This window comes from Vibrio sp. L85 (assembly GCF_963871815.1).
GTDB classification, from domain to species: domain Bacteria; phylum Pseudomonadota; class Gammaproteobacteria; order Enterobacterales; family Vibrionaceae; genus Vibrio; species Vibrio harveyi.
In genome coordinates this window covers 22827-41315 of record NZ_CAWMYL010000192.1, presented here as the reverse complement: position 1 = coordinate 41315, position 18489 = coordinate 22827, and the positions used below count along the sequence as shown (strand labels likewise).

Below are 18489 nucleotides of genomic sequence, written 5' to 3'. Positions count from 1 at the left end.
CACAGTAAGCAAGTGGGTTGTTTTGCTATGCAATATGCTTGATTTCTTGGGCATTTTAACTAAAAAACAAACACTGAGCACATTTACAGAATGTTGGATGGTCTTTAATCCCTAAATAGTCTTGGTTCAAAGGCGAGAGCAATTCAAAACTACCTTTTACTGGAAGAAACCTTAGTCTCTTCACATTAGCTGTGTTTATGCAAAAATCAGCTAACTATGACTGTGTTTTTTTTGACAAAACCAATAATGGACAAAAGTTTGCCTGTAGTTTTGCTAATTTAGTAAATGATGAATTACCTGAGGTGTGGGGAAGCATCTAGAGGAGCGCTACCTTACTGACTAAATTCATTAGTCACTAATGATAAGTGAAAAAGCCCATGTGAGTCATACCCACAGAGACTTTTGCATTTGGAAATCATGCTACTGGAGACGCATCCTCAATCCCTTTTTGTTGCTGAATACTGACATTAGCATTGTGAAACAAAGAAACACATGGTGTAGTGAGTACGACTATTCTGTTTCCATGGTCTAAGATCAGTCGCTTTGTCCCAGTTAACAGCTTTTGTTTGTCAGAGTCATTATGCTGACTTGCATGAAGTGAGAACTGCTCACCTTTCTCAAACGGAATATTCCCGAAACTAAACTCAAACTGCTTCTTAAAGTCCGTTTGTACTTCTCCATATAACCCATCATGAGTAAAAGTAAGTTTATAAACCCCGCCTGTAATAGTTATTCCATTAAGAGCTAACTTTAAGTCATCAGAGTATAATGAAGCTCGTAGCTGACGCTCTTTCTCTTCTGGGAGTTGCAATTCCATTTCATACATGTGCATCATGAACATATCTTTAGAAACAGGGATAGCGTCTGTTAATGCGCTCCCACGCATAATAACCTGTTGAGCTTTTTTACATTGAAATGAGGCCTGTGTGAAATCATCTCTATCCGTAAGTAAAAATGTATCACAAGTCTTTACTTCTGGTTTCGCCTCTATCAATGTTTCTTTAGTTATAAAGAGTACTGTTTCAGCGTTTCCTAAAACAAAAAAGTCAAATGGACAGTCTACTAATGCATTGAATATTTCATCCTGCATAAAATAGTCCAATATTCCTCCTTTTAAAAATGAGATATTGTATGGGTACTCTATCCACAAACCGTTATGCTCAAAGTGGTTGTATTTTTTAAACTTCTCTGACTTTTCTTGTATTGCCCAAACGATATTCTCGATAAGGTTGCTACGTTGCTGAACTCGTAACTTCTTGAAGAACATTGGCAACTCAATGTAGTTGAAAGAGAAAGAGTCAAACTCTATTACTCGTTGACTTTCCCTCATGACTCTATTGTGTACACGGTAAGTATCACCTTTTTTCCTATGTCGGAAGAACGGAGAAACCTCTGTTTGCTCTAAGCCAAAGTTAATACCTTGTATGTCGGGCATTTCGCTATCAACAACAGAGCCCTTCTTGAACTCAGTACTTATGTCTTTAAGAAAAGTCTTTTCTATGTTCGCATAATAAATATTCTTAATTGACTTTAGCTTATCTAACTCACATTTTTTGTAATAGTCACCTATTTTAAATGGTTCTTTTTTTGAACGTAAGAACTCTCGCAGTTGCTTACGTACCTTTTTCATCCTGATTTTAGAACCAACTCGCCCCATTAGCATCACCTTCGCGTATCTTCCTACATCAAAGATACACATTTAAAACTCTAATGTAGATAACTTGGAGGGAAAAATCCTAAGGCGATGTGGCAAAACTTGAATTTAGGGTCCTTGTCATGGCTGAATGAATTTGGGCACTTAGTTGGAGTTTTAAGTATTAGAAAAAGTAAATCAGAAAATCTGATTTAAAGTGAAGCTGACTCTTGCTCTCGCTCATTTTAGGGCATTTTTTTTTAAAAATTCATTAAGGTTCATCACGGGTTGATGAAAAGTTTTTCTAATCTATTTTTTGTTTTTCTTTACCCCCAATTGTATGATTGTTAAATAAATGCTTAAAAATTCATTATGATTCATTACGAATTGGTGAAAAGTTTTTGTAATCTAAGGCTATCTACTGAGACGGCATAAGGTTTGTAGTTCAAACACGTTTAGGGACAGAAGTTTGTCGTGGTGAGTAGGGTGAGCAACTACCAAGAAATGCTTGTGAGTTGAAGTGAATCGTCTTTGTCTCAGGCATGGTGTATTTCTGGCGACTAGAAACTTTGCGACACGCTATTCATTAGCTTATTTAGAGCGACCAGATTTTTATGGCTATCCAATTTAAGTTTAGGTGTATTGAGTATATAAGGACTTGAAAGCCGCCAATGTATAGAAAACTGTGCGTTTTTTTAAATGCACAGTTGAATTGTTCTTACTATAGTTTAGTTGTGGCTTCGTATTGTGCATTTTTATGGGGGTGTAAATCCGCTAGGTCTGAATTTCAATATGGTTCAAGTGTATGTGTTCTTGGCAATCATGGCGCAAATCACGGGCAAGAAACCTGGTCAGGCATACCACAAGATTGTTAACGCACACATCTACGAAGATCAGCTTGCACCAATGCGTGACATTCAGTTGAAACGTGAGCCACTAAAAGCCGCAACTTTCCACATCAACCCAGAAATTAAATCGCTAGAAGATTTAGAAACATGGGTAACCTTAGATGACTTCTGGGTAGAAGGTTACGAGCATCACGATCCAATTCAGTACCCGTTCTCAGTTTAACGAGTATGTTGAGTTTTCTAAGCCGCCTGCATGGCGGCTTTTTTACGCCTGAAGGGCAGGGAAAGAAGGGAACGGGCTTCACCCTATAGAATGCTGCGCTTCGAGAGCCGGGAGCGGGCTTTGCCCTGAGGAACGCTTCGCTTCGAGACGTGAGAGGGAATAAAAGATCCCCAACTCGCTCGTGCCGCGCTCTTGAGGATGACGTTCAATCACTCTGAAATCAAACGGTGTCATTTCCGAAAGCGAAGAAGGAGCGTCGTCGGGAATCTCTTTTACCATAGTTTACTGCGTGATTAAGAAATGAGAGCGCTTCTCGCTTCCCCAAAACGAAAAAAGGCTCCACCGAAGTGGAGCCTAAATAAGCGATGGTAATCTTATTATTATGCTGTCAGAGCAAGGATAGAACCTGGTAGCACGATGAATACTGCTAGTAGGTAACCTGCTACAACTGCTTTGTTCTTAATCGCCATTTCTGAAATCACTTCTGCACATTTCACTGGAATCTCACGTAGGAACGGGATACCGAAGATGAACAGTGTCGCCAGAATGTTGAACGTTAGGTGTACTAGTGCAATTTGTAGTGCGAATACTGCGAATTCGCCAGATACCGCTGTTGCTGCTAGTAGAGCCGTGATACATGTACCAATGTTTGCACCAAGAGTGAACGGGTAGATGTCACGTACTTTTAGAACACCTGAGCCTACAAGTGGAACCATTAGACTTGTTGTCGTAGAAGAAGACTGAACAAGAACAGTTACTACTGAGCCCGATACGATACCGTGGATAGGACCACGACCGATTGCGTTCTTAAGGATGTCACGTGCACGACCAACCATTAGGCTCTTCATTAGCTTACCCATAACAGTGATAGCTACGAAGATAGTACCGATACCTAGAGCGATTAGCGCTACGCCACCCATAGTGTCGCCAAATGTTGCTAGTGGCTCTTTGATTGCACTTACTACTGGTTTCGTGATTGGCTTGATGAAATCAAAGCCTTTCATACTCATATCACCTGTGTTTAGTAATGGTGACACCAACCAGTGAGAGATTTTCTCTAGGATGCCGAACATCATTTCCAGTGGTAGGAAGATCAGTACTGCAAGTAAGTTGAAGAAATCGTGGATTGTTGCGCTTGCGAATGCACGTTTGAATTCGTCTTTACAACGAACGTGACCAAGCGAAACCAGTGTATTTGTTACGGTTGTACCGATGTTCGCACCCATTACCATAGGGATAGCGGTTTCTACAGGTAGACCACCTGCAACCAAACCTACAATAATAGAAGTTACGGTACTGGAAGATTGGATCAGTGCCGTAGCCACCAAACCGATCATTAGACCTGCGACTGGGTGAGACGCAAATTCAAAGAGTACTTTAGCTTGATCGCCAGTCGCCCATTTGAAGCCGCTACCAACCATAGATACTGCTAGAAGAAGCAGATACAACATGAATGCCAAGTTAGCCCAGCGTAACCAGCGAGTCGTGCTCGAGATTGGTGCTGCTGTAGAAGTAGCTTGGTTCATCATAATTTTCTCCGTGGACCTTTCAGTTCGTTTATTTGGTCTGTTGTTGAAACTGAGGGCGATGTTAGAGATGAAATATTTCAGTAATATTACAGTTAGGTTTCTATAGAGGATTTTTATTATTCTTTTTGATAGTTATCCGTGAATAAAATTTCACATCAAATTAAAGTGTTGATTACTAAGGGTATTTATTGCTTATAGATCGGCGGGTTTATTTCTGGGTAAGATCAAAAAAGTGCGTTTGGCTTCAAGTTTTATGACAGTGTGAATCTTATATTTTCGGTAAAACCATATGTTTTGTAGTTTTATGTAGGTTTTGTCGAACTTATTGTTTGTCGGTGTCACATTTGATATAAAAAGTGTCATCTTCTTTATAGGGATTGGCTATGTCACATTTAAACTACAACCACCTTTATTACTTCTGGATGGTGTGTAAACAAGGCTCGGTAACAAAAGCAGCAGATGCGTTATTCCTGACGCCTCAAACGGTTACCGGACAAATTAAAGCACTTGAAGACCGTATGAAGGGGAAGTTGACCAAACGGAATGGACGTACAGTTGAACCAACAGAACTTGGGCAGTTAGTTTTTAAGTATGCCGACCGTATGTTTGGTTTGAGCTACGAAATGCTCGATATTGTTAACTATAGCCAACACTCTAATATCCTTTTCGAAGTCGGCGTCGCCGATGCGCTTTCTAAACGTCTTGTCAGCAAAGTTTTGATGACGACAGTTCCTGAAGACAACAGCATTCATTTACGTTGTTATGAATCAACACACGAGTTGCTGTTGGAGCGCTTGTCACAACATAAACTCGATATGATCCTTTCCGATTGCCCAGTAGATTCGACACAAAGCCCGGGTCTGTACAGTAAGAAGTTGGGTGAAAGTAGTATGAGCTTTTTTGCTTCGTCTGAAATCGCAGGAGTGAGCTTTCCTGAAGTCTTAGAGAAGAAAAAGTTGTTGATCCCGGCAAGCCGAACGGCAATGGGTCGTAAAGTATTGCAGTGGTTTGATCGCCAAGGCTTACAACCGGATGTATTGGGTGAGTTTGACGATGTGGCACTCATGAAAGCTTTTGCACGCTACCGCGATGATGTGATCTTTTTGGCTCCAACAGTTTATATGTCGGAGATTGAAGATGACCGAAACTTACAACTGATTGGTCACGTTGAAGACTTAAAAGAAGAGTACTACGTCATTTTTGCGGAACGAATGATACAACATCCAGCGGTTAAGAACGTATGTGATGCAGATTTTAGCCAAATGTTTGAATGAACACGTTCCGTTGCTCAATTAAATAGATTACTATCGATAAAATTATAACTCGAAATTATAAAATTCTGTAACACACAACAAACTGGCCAGGGTTGGGAAAAGTAAGTTGTAGCTAGAGGTCCAACGCATGAATCTACAAGAAATGGAGAAAAACTCCGCCAAGGCTGTCGTGCTGCTCAAGGCGATGGCAAATGAGAGACGCCTACAAATCCTTTGCATGCTGCATAATCAAGAGCTTTCGGTCGGGGAACTTTGCGCAAAACTAGAGTTGAGCCAGTCGGCATTGTCTCAACACTTAGCGTGGCTTCGTCGTGATGAGTTAGTTGCGACAAGAAAAGAAGCACAAACGGTCTACTACACATTGAAGAGCGATGAAGTGAAAGCGCTAATTCAAACACTTCATGGTCTTTATTGTGCAGAAGCAACCGCGTGATGACAGGTCACAAATTAGAAAAGCTGGCAGTGCCAGCTTTTTTATTATCTTGAATTCGAGCTTTGCTGAATTTTAGGTATAAAAAAACCGGCGTTAGCCGGTTTTTTCTTCACTGTAGAATCAATTCTCTATTATAGAGCTTTGATTTGTGCAGTGAAACGAGACTTATGACGAGCTGCTTTATTCTTGTGAATAAGGCCTTTAGTCGCCATACGGTCTAGGATAGGTGTAACTGCAGCGAATGCAGCAGTTGCAGCTTCTTTGTCGCCTGCTTCGATAGCAGCAACAGTTTTCTTCATGTAAGTACGCATCATTGAGCGACGGCTAGCATTGTGCTGACGACGTTTCTCAGCTTGGATAGCGCGCTTCTTAGCAGATTTACTATTTGCCAAGGGTCTAACTCCCAAAAACTTAGTTCTGTGACAATTTAAGGGCGAGGACTATCCCTCATTTGCGCCTAAATGTCAAATGATTTGTGCAAAAACCCATCGAAGCCAAAACAAGTTTTGGTAAGAAAGGTTATCGCGGTTAAGATGGCGGGGATTCTAACAGCATTTTTAGACCATTGCTAATAATTATCCGCTTAGATCTAACAATAACTGGATATATTTTTAACGCCCATTTGTAGCTTTCAAAGGCTTAGAGGAATAGGGTTGGCTATCTTTTGGTGATATTCCGAGGTTACAGTGAGTAAACGACTGCTCAAGTCTGGCATGATCGTCAGTGCCATGACATTAATTTCGCGCGTCCTAGGTTTAGTTCGTGATGTAGTAGTAGCAAACTTGATGGGGGCAGGCGCGAGTGCCGACGTCTTCTTCTTTGCCAATAAAATTCCTAATTTCTTACGCCGTTTGTTTGCTGAAGGCGCATTTTCTCAAGCTTTCGTTCCTGTATTAACTGAAAGTCACGCACAAGGGGACATGGACAAAACTCGTGAGTTGATTGCTCGTGCTGCTGGTACATTGGGTGTGATTGTCTCTATTGTTACCATTCTTGGTGTTCTTGGCTCTGGCGTCGTGACTGCTTTATTTGGTTTTGGTTGGTTTTTAGACTGGATGCATGGTGGTCCCGCGGCTGAGAAGTTTGAACTTGCCAGCGTAATGCTCAAGATTACCTTTCCTTATTTATGGTTCATCACTTTTGTTGCCTTATCGGGAGCCATTCTCAATACACTAGGTAAGTTTGCGGTTTCTTCTTTTACTCCCGTCTTCCTCAATGTGATGATCATTTTGGCGGCGTGGTTTATCTCTCCGCAGATGTCACAACCTGAGATTGGTCTTGCCATTGGTGTTTTTCTTGGTGGGTTGGTTCAGTTCTTATTTCAAATTCCTTTCCTTATTAAAGCGGGAGTTATGGTCAAGCCAAAATGGGGTTGGCGCGATCCGGGGGTGGTGAAGATCCGTACCTTGATGATTCCTGCTTTATTTGGTGTGTCTGTAAGCCAAATCAATCTACTGTTTGACACTTTTATTGCCAGTTTTCTACAAACCGGTTCAATCAGTTGGTTGTACTATTCCGATCGATTGTTGGAATTCCCGTTAGGCCTGTTTGGTATTGCGATAGCGACGGTGATTCTCCCAGCGTTATCACGTAAGCACGTAGATGCTCACAGTGAAGGCTTTGCACACACCATGGATTGGGGCATTCGTATGGTGACCTTACTGGGTATCCCAGCAATGCTTGGTTTAATGGTACTGGCGAAGCCGATGTTAATGGTGCTGTTCATGCGTGGTGAGTTTTCTCCGCAGGATGTGCATCAAGCTTCTCTCTCTTTATTAGCGTATGCTTCTGGCTTGCTTAACTTTATGCTGATCAAAGTTCTTGCTCCGGGTTACTACTCTCGTCAAGACACGAAAACGCCAGTGAAATACGGCATCATTGCGATGCTAACTAACATGGTATTCAATGCGATCTTTGCTTATTTCTATGGCTATGTTGGTCTGGCTATCGCGACTGCGCTCTCTGCTTTTGTAAATATGGCATTACTCTACCGTGGTCTCCATATCGCAGGTGTGTACCAAGTGACCAAACGTACAGTCCTCTTTATTATACGTTTGATGATCGCGGGAGCTGCGATGGTTGCGGCTATTTTGTGGCAGCTAGAAGACATGTCGGTATGGTTAGATTGGAGCTTTGCTCATCGCAGTGGCATATTAGGAATGCTGATTGCGCTTGGTGCAGGTGTTTACCTAGCCGTCGTGTTTTTACTCGGTGTACGTTTAAAAGACCTAAAAGCTGGGACAGAATAAGGTTGATTGGTATATAATCCGTCAGTTTCACACAGTGCAAAGTAAAAACAGAGGCATAAAGCAGTATCCAATGGAACTGATTAGAGGCATTCACAATATCAAGTCGCACCATCATGGGTGCGTGCTGACTATTGGCAATTTCGATGGCGTGCATAGAGGTCATCAACAAGTATTGCAGCAAGTGTCTGAACAAGCGGAGAAACTTTCGTTACCTTCGGTTGTGATGACCTTTGAACCTCAGCCGATGGAGCTGTTTGCTCGAGATAAGGCACCTGCGAGGTTAACGCGACTGTGTGATAAGTTTGTTCAGCTGAGTAAGCTCGACATCGATCGTCTGCTGTGTGTTAACTTCAATCGTCATTTTGCTGACCTAACGGCGGAAGAGTTTATCCGTGACTTGTTGGTTGGTCGATTGGGTGTTAAGTTTCTTGTCATTGGTGATGATTTCTGTTTCGGTAAAGGTCGAACAGGAAACTTTGCAATGTTACAAGAAGCGGGGAAAAAGTACGGCTTTGAAGTCGTGAGTACCCAAAGCTTTTGTTTACAGCAATTACGAGTGAGTAGCACGGCTATTCGTAAAGCGCTGGCTCGTGATGATTTGCATTCCGCGCAAGAGATGCTGGGAAGAGATTACAGCATCAGCGGTCGTGTTTCTCATGGAAGAAAGCTAGGTCGAACCATTGGGTTCCCTACTGCAAATATTCCTTTGAAACGCTGTGTTTCTCCGGTTTCCGGAGTTTATGTTGTTCAAGCGCTTGGCTTAGGAGATAAGCCAGTTGGCGGTGTCGCTAATATTGGTCAACGACCAACAGTAAATGGTGTTCGCCAGCAGCTAGAAGTACACTTATTCGACTTTCACGCTAATTTATATGGCAAGCAGCTAGAAGTGGAACTTTTGCACAAACTTCGAGATGAGCAAAAGTTTGAGTCGTTTGAAGCACTTAAACAACAAATCGAATTGGATGCTGAAGCAGCAAGGGTGTGGCTGCGTCAGCTTAAGCGTTGAGCGGTTTATTCCACCGTGCAACATAATGTCTAATTTTCGCCCAATATAACGGAATTAAGAATCGATGAGTGAGTATAAAGATACCCTGAACTTACCTGAAACAGGGTTTCCAATGCGCGGCAACCTGGCCAATCGTGAGCCAGAAATGCTTAAGCGTTGGTACAAAGAAGATCTTTACGGTGAAATCCGTAAAGCTAAGAAAGGCAAAAAGTCATTCGTACTGCACGATGGCCCTCCTTACGCGAACGGTGACATTCACATTGGTCACGCACTAAACAAGATTCTTAAAGACATTATTATTAAATCCAAAACACTTTCAGGTTTTGACGCACCTTACATCCCAGGCTGGGACTGTCACGGTCTACCAATCGAATTGATGGTAGAGAAGAAAGTTGGCAAACCAGGACAAAAAGTGACAGCTGCTGAGTTCCGCGAGAAATGTCGTGAGTACGCGGCCGGTCAGGTTGAAGGTCAGAAAGAGAGCTTCAAGCGTCTTGGTATCATGGGTGAGTGGGACAAGCCATACCGCACTATGGATTTCGCAACTGAAGCGAACATCATTCGTGCTCTTGGTAAGATCGCAAGCAAAGGTCACCTACTGAAAGGTTTTAAACCAGTTCACTGGTGTACAGACTGTGGTTCAGCTCTTGCTGAAGCAGAAGTTGAGTACAAAGATAAAGTATCGCCATCTATCGACGTTCGTTTTAAAGCGGCTGACGAAGCGGCACTGCTATCTAAGTTTGAACTGACAGAAGGTCATGAAGGTCAAGGTGACGTGTCTATCGTTATCTGGACAACAACGCCTTGGACGCTGCCTGCAAACCGCGCAGTATGTCTACGTGATGATCTAGAATACGTACTTATCCAAACAGAAGGCGACAACGCTGAGCGTATTATCGTTGCTGCTGAGCTAGCGAAAGACGTAATGGATCGTGCTGGTATCGAGCACTTCCACAACCTAGGCTTTGCAAAAGGTGCGGATCTAGAGCTTTCTCAGTTCCAACACCCATTCTACGATTTCACAGTACCGGCGATCCTTGGTGATCACGTTACAACTGATTCAGGTACTGGTGTTGTTCACACTGCTCCTGGTCACGGTCAAGAAGACTTCGCGGTTGGTAACAAGTACAACCTAGAAGTAGCAAACCCAGTTGGTTCAAACGGCGTTTACCTACCGGACACTGAGCTATTTGCTGGTCAGCACGTATTTAAAGCGAACGATGCAGTAGTCGAAGTACTAAAAGAAAAAGGTGCACTACTACACCACCACGCTTACGAGCACAGCTACCCACATTGTTGGCGTCATAAGACTCCAATCATCTTCCGTGCTACGCCTCAATGGTTCGTTTCTATGGACCAAGCTGGCCTACGTGCTAAAGCACTAGAGTCAATCAAGAACGTAGAGTGGATGCCTGAATGGGGTCAAAGCCGCATCGAAGGTATGATCGAAGGTCGCCCAGAGTGGTGTATCTCTCGTCAACGTACTTGGGGTGTGCCAATTGCTCTGTTCGTTCACAAAGAAACAGCAGAACTTCATCCAAACACACTAGAGCTGATCGAGAAAGTCGCTAAGCTGGTTGAAGAGAAAGGCATCCAAGCATGGTGGGATGTCGATGCAGCAGAACTACTAGGTGCTGACGCTGACCAGTACGAAAAAGTACTAGATACGCTAGACGTATGGTTCGATTCTGGTGTAACACACTTCTCTGTTGTTGATGCTCGTGAAGAGTACAACGGCAACAGTGCAGACCTATACCTAGAAGGTTCTGACCAACACCGTGGTTGGTTCCAGTCTTCGCTAATTTCATCTATCGCGATGAAAGACGAAGCACCATACAAGCAAGTTCTGACACACGGTTTTGTGGTTGATGGTCACGGTCGTAAGATGTCTAAATCTATCGGTAACGTGGTTGCGCCAAAAGACGTAACGAACAAGCTAGGTGCTGACATTCTTCGCCTATGGGTTGCATCTACTGACTACACTGGTGAAGTTGCGGTTTCTGATGAAATCCTAAAACGCAGCGCAGATGCGTACCGTCGTATCCGTAACACAGCGCGTTTCTTCCTAGCTAACCTGAGCGGCTTCAACCCAGAAACAGACATCGTTCCTGTTGAGGAGATGGTTGCGCTAGATCGCTGGGCAGTTGGTCGTGCGCTAGCAGCACAAGAAGAGATTGTTAAAGCGTACGAAGAGTACAACACACACGGTGTAACTCAGCGTCTAATGCAATTCTGTTCAATCGAAATGGGCTCTTTCTACCTAGACGTAATTAAAGACCGTCAGTACACAGCAAAACGTGGCGGTAACGCTCAACGTAGCTGTCAGACAGCACTTTACTACATCGTAGAAGCGCTAGTTCGTTGGATGGCGCCAATCATGTCGTTCACTGCAGATGAAATCTGGAACGAAATGCCAGGCGAGCGCGACAAGTTCGTATTCACTGGTGAGTGGTTCGATGGCCTATTCGGTCTTGCTGAAGGTGAAGAGCTGAACAACGAATTTTGGACTGAGATCCAAGCGGTTCGTGGTGCAGTAAACAAACTTCTAGAAGATGCGCGTAAAGAGAAAACCATCGGTGGTGCACTACAAGCTGAAGTGACGCTATTTGCTGATGACGCTCTAGCGGCGAAAATCAACAAACTAGAAGATGAACTGCGCTTTGTTCTACTAACTTCTGCTGCGAAAGTTAAGTCTCTAAGTGAGAAGACTGATGCAGCACAAGCGACAGATATCGAAGGCTTGTTTGTTGAAGTGGCAGCCGCTGAAGGCGAGAAGTGTGACCGTTGTTGGCACCACACGCCAGACGTAGGCACAATCGAAGGTCACGAGAAGATCTGTGGTCGTTGTGTGTCTAACGTTGACGGCGAAGGTGAAGTACGTAAATTCGCGTAATTACCCAGTACAACTGAACTTTTTTTAAAATTAACAGCCCCAGTATTTACTGGGGCTGTTTGTAGGTAAAGTAATGAGTGAAAAAGCACTGACGTTAAAGCAATCTGGAGTTCGCTGGCTGTGGTTAGCAATTCTGGTATTTATTGCAGATATTGGCATCAAATTGGTGGTGATGGACAACATGGGCTATGGATGGGCAAACCGAATTGAGGTGCTGCCATTCTTCAACCTACTTTATGTTCATAACTACGGTGCAGCATTCAGCTTCTTGAGCGATCAAGCGGGTTGGCAGCGCTGGTTGTTCACAGGTATCGCGTTTGTTGTTACAGGTCTTTTGACCTACTGGATGAGCAAGCTTCCAGCGAAAGAAAAATGGAACAACATCGCTTACGCACTGATTATTGGTGGTGCAGTGGGCAACGTGTTTGACCGTGTTGTTCATGGCTTTGTTGTTGATTACCTAGACTTCTTCTGGGGTAACTACCATTGGCCAGCATTCAACCTTGCAGATACAACTATCTGTATTGGTGCGGCAATGATCATTCTTGATGGCTTCCGCAAAAAGGACGCTGACAAGTAATCTTTTGCGATATATCGAATAACCCTAAGCGTCGTCCGTTGATTCGGATGACGCTTTTTATTATGTTGGAGCGCAATCCGCGTATCTTCGTACAATAAAAGTAATCACGGTGAGTGATCATATAGAGCGCTGGAAAACCCAAGAACAAGGAAGCAGTAACGTGACAACAATAAATCAAGATTCAGCAGTAACACTGCATTTCACCATCAAAATGCAAGATGGCTCTGTAGCGGACAGCACACATAACATGGGCAAGCCTGCTAAGTTCGTTATGGGCGACGGCAGCTTAAGTGAGAACTTTGAGCAGTGCCTATTAGGCTTGCAAGTAGGTGAACAAAAGGCAATTGAACTAAAAGCGGCTGACGCTTTTGGCATGCCGAATCCAGACCATATCCACCATATGGATCGCACTAAATTTGTGGGCGAAGCGGAAGTTGAAGTCGGCACTATTATGGCGTTCAGTGGTCCCGATGGTATGGAAATCCCAGGCATCATTACTGAGATTGCTGGCGACTCAGTAACAGTGGACTTCAACCATCCACTCGCGGGACAAGACGTGACTTTCGAAGTCGAAATTTTGTCAGTAGAATAGCGAACCAAATAAAAGATAACTTCCATGAGCAATGAAATGAAAATCCTGTTAGCTAACCCACGTGGTTTCTGTGCTGGTGTTGACCGCGCGATTAGCATCGTAGAACGTGCGCTAGAGATGTATCAGCCACCTATCTATGTTCGACATGAAGTAGTGCACAACCGCTTTGTGGTTGAAGGTTTAAAACAGCGTGGTGCTATCTTCGTTGAAGAACTGCACGAAGTGCCAGACAACAACATTGTGATTTTCTCCGCTCATGGTGTATCTCAAGCGGTTCGCCAAGAAGCGAAGTCTCGTGATTTAACTGTGTTTGATGCGACCTGTCCGCTGGTAACCAAAGTACATATGGAAGTTGCACGTGCAAGCCGTCGCAATATGGAAGTGGTATTGATCGGTCACGCTGGTCATCCAGAGGTGGAAGGCACAATGGGTCAGTATTCAAGTGATACAGGCGGTATGTACCTTGTGGAAACACCAGCGGATGTTGAGAAGCTAAAAGCGATCGTAAAGGATCCATCTGATCTACACTACGTGAGCCAAACGACACTGTCTGTTGATGAAACCGCTGACGTAATTGAAGAGCTACGCCGCGTATTCCCAGACATTCAAGGTCCTCGTAAAGATGATATCTGTTACGCGACGCAAAACCGTCAAGATGCTGTGCGTGAGCTTTCTGCTGACGTAGATGTGATGGTCGTGGTAGGTTCCAAGAATTCATCAAACTCAACGCGCTTAAAAGAGCTCGCTGAAAAGCTAGGTACGCCAGGATACCTAACGGATTGTCCTGAAGACATTAAGCCTGAATGGTTTGAAGGTAAAGGCAAGGTTGGTGTGACTGCTGGTGCATCTGCGCCTGAAGAGCTGGTTAATCAAATCCTAGATCGCATCAAAGAGTTGGTTGGGGCGCAAGCCGTAGATGAAGTGCTTGGTCGCGAAGAAAACATGTTCTTCGAAGTACCAAAAGAGCTACAAATCAAGCAAGTTGATTAAGGCGATGAAAATATGCAAAAGGCGACCAGAAGGTCGCCTTTTTTGATCGTGTGGTTTCTATCTATTCGTGATGGTTTATACCCAGCCATTTCGGGGTTATTTTGGTATATACCCTAATGACTAATGCCGAGTAGCTCTTTGAGTACTTTTAAATAGCGGCGGCTCACGGGGATCTCAAAGCCTGTTTTGGTAATGATTTCTGCCAGCCCGTTTTCTAATAGCTTAATCTCGCTGATGGCTTTAATACTTACGAGATACTGTCGATGACAACGTACCAGTGGCGTTTTCTCTTCCAAGGTTTTCAGGGTTAATTGAGTACTTGCGGTTTGGCTGGTGGAGCGCACATGTACACCGCTAATATCACTATAAGCACACTCAACTGTCTCCGTCGCCATGATCACTATGCGGTTGTGCCCAATACATGGAATTTGGTCGAGGTTTTCTGGTGCGATGGCTGACAGTTGCTGAGTGAGTGCAGATTGACTCATCACCTTGCTAAGGCGTTTGACGGTTTTGGTCAAACGACATGGATCAACGGGCTTGAGTAAGTAATCGAAGGCATTGTCTTCAAAGGCTTGAATAGCGTATTGATCATAAGCTGTCACAAACACCACGTAAGGCATAGTTTCTGGGTCTAACATTCCCAGCAGCTCAATGCCCGTCACCTGAGGCATTTGGATGTCGAGAAACACCACATCTGGTTTCAGCTCATTGATTTTCTTCAGTCCCATGATGGCGTTTGACGCGTCGCCAATCACCTCAATTTGACCCGTTTCATCCAATAGCTCTGCCAACTCTTCACGAGCAAACTGTTCATCATCAATGACGAGGGCGGTTAACATCCAAGATTACCTTTTGTGCGTTTTCATTGCGCTTATCGCGAGTGGGGAATGATAAAACTCATTTTAGTAAATTGATGCTGCTGAGAGGTAATTTTTAGCGCTGAATCACGCCCAAATTGATTCGACAAGCGCTTATCGACGATTTCCATACCCAAACCAGAATGATTCTCTTTTGGCGGCTTATAACTACCTGCGTTGTCTTCAACCGTTATCAGCGCGCCTTGAGGGTGTGCTTGGCTATAAATCTTCACTTTTCCTCCCTCTAACATATTAGAAACACCATGCTTGATGGCATTTTCGACCAGAGGTTGAAGAGTAAAACTCGGCAGCTTGATATCCAGTAATTCTGGTTCAATATCAATCTCAACTTCTAGGCGATCGGTAAAACGTGCTTTTTCGATCGATAAGTAGGAATTCACGTGCGCCAATTCTTCTTTTAGCGTCACAGTATTGATGTTCTGCTTTAAGTTACTGCGGAAGAAATGAGACAGATTTTGGATCAGTTCTCGTGCTTTGTCAGGATCACGACGAGTGATGGCACTAATGGTATTTAACGCGTTGAACAAGAAATGTGGATTCACCTGAGCATGCAGCAGTTTGATTTCTGCCTGAGCCAGTAGCGTTTGTTGCTGCTGATAATCACCATACAAGATTTGGCTTGAAAGAAGCTGAGCAATCCCTTCTGCCATTGACATATTCGCAGTAGAGAACAGTTTGCGTTTTGGTTCATAAAGCTTAATGGTTCCCACCACCTCTTTGCCTGCACGCAGAGGAATGATCAATGCAGAGCCCAACTTACAGTCTTGTGCTAATGAGCATTGATACGGTCGTTCGCTACCATCAAGGTAGATGATGTCGTTCTTTTCCATCGAATCTAATGTGCTTTGCGATGAAATAGGAGTATTTGGCTTATGGTGATCATCGCCGATACCAACGAAAGCTAGGATCTTTTCTTGGTCGGTGATCGCGACGGCACCTACTTTGGTTTCGTCGTAGATGATGCGGGCGATTTTGTCTGCATTCTCACTGTTAAAGCCGGTACTTAGAATACCAACTGAGCGATCGGCGATGCTTAATGCGCGGCGGGAGAAGGTGGCTGAGTATTTTTCGAAAATGGTTTTACGGTCTTGCAGGATACTCATAAACAGTGCCGCACCAACCGAGTTAGCAATGATCATTGGAGCGGCAATCGCTGAGACAAGCGCATAGGCTTGGTCGAAAGGTTTGGCTACAGCGAGTAACAGAATCATCTGCACAATTTCTGCTACGAAAGTGACACTGAATACCACGCTTGGATTGAACAACATGGCTCCCTTGTTACGCTTGATAAGGTAGACATGCAGCAAGCCGCCAATCAAGCCTTCAGCCGTGGTAGAAATTGCGCAGGCTAAATCGGTAAAACCGCCAAGTGTGTAGCGGTGAATACCACCGGTTAACCCCACAGCAAAACCGACCACAGGACCACCAAACAACCCACCCATCACAGCACCAATGGCACGCGTATTGGCGATAGCATCGTTAATATGCAAGCCGAAGTAGGTGCCGAGAATACAAAAGCCAGAGAAGAGTACATAACAAATGAGCCGATGACTGAGGCGAGAGGAGATACTCAGCAGGGGCAAAATGATCGGCGTTTTACTCAGCATGTAAGCCAGCACTAAGTAAACACACATTTGTTGTAAAAGGGAGATGACCAGTTCCATAGCGAACCTAACCTAAAAATGATGTTGTTATTGTAACGTAGAAGAGAAACAAAAAGAGCCTGCGGTGGGCAGGCTCTTGGTTTTATCCAGTCATTGATAATGAATCGGTTAGCAAGCGAAGGTATTCATTATGCAGTTTCTGAAGCAGCTTGTGGTTTCTCTTCGTCAGCAAGCTCAGTCTCACCTTTACCTTTAGAGATTTTAATTACGTAGCCAGCAGCGGCTAGTGAGAACAGAATACCTGCGATGGTCGAGATTTGCATTGGCAGGCCAAAGCCTAATGTACTGTTGTTTAGAATGAACGTAACACACACGGTTGTCATGAAGACCGCTGGGACAGTCGTGATCCAGTGGAACTTGTTATGGCGCAGTAGGTAAGCCGATGCAGTCCAAAGCATCATTACTGCTGTTGTTTGGTTTGCGAAGCCGAAGTAGCGCCAAATGATACCGAAATCTACTTGAGTCAAAACGCCACCGATAACGAATAGTGGTACAGCCATTAGAAGGCGGTTACGTAGTGTTTTTTGTTCCATACCGAAGTATTCAGCAAGAATCAGACGGCTAGAGCGGAATGCTGTGTCACCTGATGTGATTGGCAGAATTACAACACCTAGGAAGGCAATCACACCACCGAATACACCTAGTAGACCAAATGAAGCACTGTATACCACGTTACCAGGACCGCCGTTTTTCACTGCTTCTGCAAGACCGTCAAGCGTACCGAAGAAAGACAGAGCGATAGCACACCAGATTAACGCGATAACACCTTCACCAATCATCGCACCGTAGAATACGAAGCGACCGTTTTTCTCGTTTTCCATACAACGAGCCATCAGTGGTGACTGAGTTGCGTGGAAGCCAGAGATAGCGCCACATGCGATAGTGATAAACAGTGCTGGCCATAGAGGCATGTCGTTAGGGTTCAAGTTAGTGAACATATCGCTTACTTGGAAATCACCCATCACTGTGTGTTCGCTAGAAAACGCGACAGCTGTCATCAGACCAACAGACATGAAGATCAGTAGTGCGCCAAACAGTGGGTAGAAGCGACCAATGATTTTATCAACTGGAACAATTGTAGCTATGATGTAGTAAGCGAAAATCAATACAACCATCGTTGTCATGCTGACGTTTAGGCTAGTTTGGTCGTTAATTAGGTTCGTGATCATGCCAGCAGGCGCAGATACGAATACCACACCAACAAGAAGCAGCAGGACAATGGCAAAGATGTTCATAAAGTGTTTTGCGCCATTACCTAGGTAGCGACCTGTAATTGTTGGTACTGATGCACCACCATTACGAACAGAAAGCATGCCTGAGAAGTAATCGTGTACTGCACCTGCAAAGATACAACCTACAACAATCCACAACATAGCGGCAGGACCGTATAGGGCACCCATGATTGGACCGAAAATAGGACCAACACCAGCAATGTTGAGTAGTTGAACAAGGTAAACGCGTTTGGTTGACATTGGAACGTAGTCAACACCGTCGGTTTTTGTATGGGCAGGAGTTTGGCGATTCTCATTGATACCGAAAACTTTCTCAACGAAAGCACCGTAGATGAAGTATCCGCCGATAAGGGCTGCGACACAGGTTAGAAACCACATCATAGCAATTGTCCTTGGTTTATTAGGTAGGGTAATTTTTTAAGCTCAGGATGTATGGTATTCGCCTCTTTTGTTAAGTGCATT

At 44.1% G+C, this 18489-nt stretch carries 14 protein-coding genes and 1 pseudogene; 9 read left to right on the top strand and 6 right to left on the bottom strand.

The window, feature by feature from the left end; translation table 11 throughout:
* Positions 1–415: 415 nt before the first annotated feature.
* A complete protein-coding gene (locus AACR11_RS20030) occupies positions 416–1657 on the bottom strand; it encodes a hypothetical protein (RefSeq protein WP_139374622.1) in 1242 nt (413 codons plus the stop codon).
* A 747-nt stretch (positions 1658–2404) separates the two neighbouring features.
* Here AACR11_RS20030 and AACR11_RS20025 point away from each other — a divergent pair.
* Positions 2405–2704: pseudogene (locus tag AACR11_RS20025) on the top strand (thymidylate synthase); the annotation flags it as partial.
* A gap of 380 nt (positions 2705–3084) precedes the next feature.
* Here the strand turns inward: AACR11_RS20025 and AACR11_RS20020 are convergent.
* Positions 3085–4230: a Na/Pi symporter gene (locus tag AACR11_RS20020; protein WP_026000321.1), complete on the bottom strand. Its 1146-nt coding sequence runs from the start codon at positions 4228–4230 to the stop codon at positions 3085–3087.
* A 386-nt stretch (positions 4231–4616) separates the two neighbouring features.
* Here AACR11_RS20020 and nhaR point away from each other — a divergent pair, with 386 nt between their 5' ends.
* Together nhaR and AACR11_RS20010 are read left to right on the top strand one after the other, a co-directional pair.
* Positions 4617–5507 carry a transcriptional activator NhaR gene (nhaR, locus tag AACR11_RS20015; protein WP_005447920.1) on the top strand — a complete coding sequence of 297 codons (891 nt, stop codon included), beginning with the start codon at positions 4617–4619 and terminating at the stop codon, positions 5505–5507.
* Between the two features lie 127 nt (positions 5508–5634).
* Positions 5635–5940, top strand: coding sequence for an ArsR/SmtB family transcription factor (locus AACR11_RS20010; protein WP_005447923.1), 306 nt, complete (start codon positions 5635–5637; stop codon positions 5938–5940).
* 131 nt (positions 5941–6071) lie between these two features.
* Here the strand turns inward: AACR11_RS20010 and rpsT are convergent, their stop codons facing one another.
* Entirely contained in the window at positions 6072–6332 is a 261-nt protein-coding gene (gene rpsT / locus AACR11_RS20005) for a 30S ribosomal protein S20 (RefSeq protein WP_005447926.1), read from the bottom strand.
* Positions 6333–6626: 294 nt separating this feature from the next.
* On the opposite strand from rpsT, the gene murJ reads away from it, so the two are divergent.
* The 6 genes from murJ to ispH all read left to right on the top strand — a co-directional run bounded on the left by murJ (position 6627) and on the right by ispH (position 14250).
* On the top strand, positions 6627–8189 hold the full coding sequence (gene murJ / locus AACR11_RS20000) for a murein biosynthesis integral membrane protein MurJ (protein ID WP_029789801.1): 1563 nt from the start codon (positions 6627–6629) through the stop codon (positions 8187–8189).
* Positions 8190–8259: 70 nt separating this feature from the next.
* Complete coding sequence (gene ribF, locus AACR11_RS19995; protein ID WP_029789803.1) at positions 8260–9195, top strand: bifunctional riboflavin kinase/FAD synthetase; 936 nt, start codon at positions 8260–8262, stop codon at positions 9193–9195.
* Between the two features lie 64 nt (positions 9196–9259).
* Positions 9260–12088: an isoleucine--tRNA ligase gene (gene ileS, locus AACR11_RS19990; protein WP_005447931.1), complete on the top strand. Its 2829-nt coding sequence runs from the start codon at positions 9260–9262 to the stop codon at positions 12086–12088.
* A gap of 73 nt (positions 12089–12161) precedes the next feature.
* Positions 12162–12668, top strand: a complete 507-nt coding sequence (lspA, locus tag AACR11_RS19985) for a signal peptidase II (RefSeq protein WP_005440576.1) — start codon at positions 12162–12164, stop codon at positions 12666–12668.
* Between the two features lie 160 nt (positions 12669–12828).
* A complete protein-coding gene (fkpB, locus tag AACR11_RS19980; protein ID WP_005447933.1) occupies positions 12829–13260 on the top strand; it encodes an FKBP-type peptidyl-prolyl cis-trans isomerase in 432 nt (143 codons plus the stop codon).
* Between the two features lie 24 nt (positions 13261–13284).
* On the top strand, positions 13285–14250 hold the full coding sequence (gene ispH / locus AACR11_RS19975) for a 4-hydroxy-3-methylbut-2-enyl diphosphate reductase (protein WP_017190109.1): 966 nt from the start codon (positions 13285–13287) through the stop codon (positions 14248–14250).
* A gap of 113 nt (positions 14251–14363) precedes the next feature.
* Here the strand turns inward: ispH and btsR are convergent, their stop codons facing one another.
* The 3 genes from btsR to AACR11_RS19960 form a co-directional block, all read right to left on the bottom strand.
* Positions 14364–15092 (bottom strand): two-component system response regulator BtsR, encoded by a 729-nt coding sequence (gene btsR / locus AACR11_RS19970; protein WP_005447935.1) that lies wholly within the window; start codon positions 15090–15092, stop codon positions 14364–14366.
* Between the two features lie 32 nt (positions 15093–15124).
* The gene (locus AACR11_RS19965; RefSeq protein ID WP_009697640.1) at positions 15125–16795 is read right to left on the bottom strand and encodes a sensor histidine kinase; all 1671 of its coding nucleotides are present in this window, start codon (positions 16793–16795) and stop codon (positions 15125–15127) included.
* Between the two features lie 128 nt (positions 16796–16923).
* On the bottom strand, positions 16924–18408 hold the full coding sequence (locus AACR11_RS19960) for a carbon starvation CstA family protein (RefSeq protein ID WP_009697641.1): 1485 nt from the start codon (positions 18406–18408) through the stop codon (positions 16924–16926).
* Between the last annotated feature and the right edge of the window lie 81 nt (positions 18409–18489).